A 630-nucleotide genomic window follows, 5' to 3' on the forward strand; every position below is an offset into this window, starting at 1 on the left:
TAAGTGGTAGCTACTTTCTTGCTCATGCACTCATTGTTGCTTCTATCATTTACTAACGTAAGTCAAAGCAGTGCTCGACGATTTCAGTACACTGGTCGGGTTCTATTTGCTAACTGGAGTTAACGATGAGTGACATTCATGCTCACAACTTACTAAACCTACTACGTGAAACCCCAATGAGCCGCGACGAGCTCGCACAACATTTTGGCGCAGACGTACGCTTTCATACCTGTAAGTTGAATGATCTAGACTTAGATGCATTGCTAACCTTTTTATTACAGCGCGATAAGGTTCGCGAACTCGAAGGCAAGTTCGTCGTCAACATGGCGCGTATTTGCAACCATTAAGCGGCGTCTGAGGTTGTTTCGGTAATCGGGGGCGAATTATCTGATTTCGCCCTTAGGCGTATACTCGCGCAATCTCCTTACTATACACTGGTCGCCATTTTTTTCGTCGAGGCCAGAACATGGATATTCTTTCTGCAGCGACCATGCTGTTTCTTATCATGGACCCTCTTGGCAATTTGCCCATTGTGTTGTCCATTCTTAAACACATCGATCCCAAACGTCGTCGTAAGGTGCTCATCCGCGAGCTGATTTTTGCCTTGTTGATTTTGATGTTGTTCTTGTT

General features: G+C 45.1%; 2 protein-coding genes. Both read left to right on the top strand.

The genetic code is table 11. The features are described 5' to 3' along the window. Positions 1–125: 125 nt before the first annotated feature. A complete protein-coding gene (locus tag R7Z49_RS25910) occupies positions 126–347 on the top strand; it encodes a YecH family metal-binding protein (RefSeq protein ID WP_015297472.1) in 222 nt (73 codons plus the stop codon). Between the two features lie 119 nt (positions 348–466). Next, a partial coding sequence (locus tag R7Z49_RS25915; RefSeq protein WP_318112537.1) for a MarC family protein occupies positions 467–630 on the top strand: 164 nt, incomplete at its 3' end.

It is taken from the genome of Vibrio sp. 1562 (assembly GCF_033340155.1).
GTDB classification, from domain to species: Bacteria; Pseudomonadota; Gammaproteobacteria; order Enterobacterales; family Vibrionaceae; genus Vibrio; species Vibrio alginolyticus.

Bases quoted from the DNA above. Each gene is read 5' to 3' on its own strand.
- R7Z49_RS25910 (WP_015297472.1), top strand. From the start codon at position 126: ATGAGTGACATTCATGCTCACAACTTACTAAACCTACTACGTGAAACC.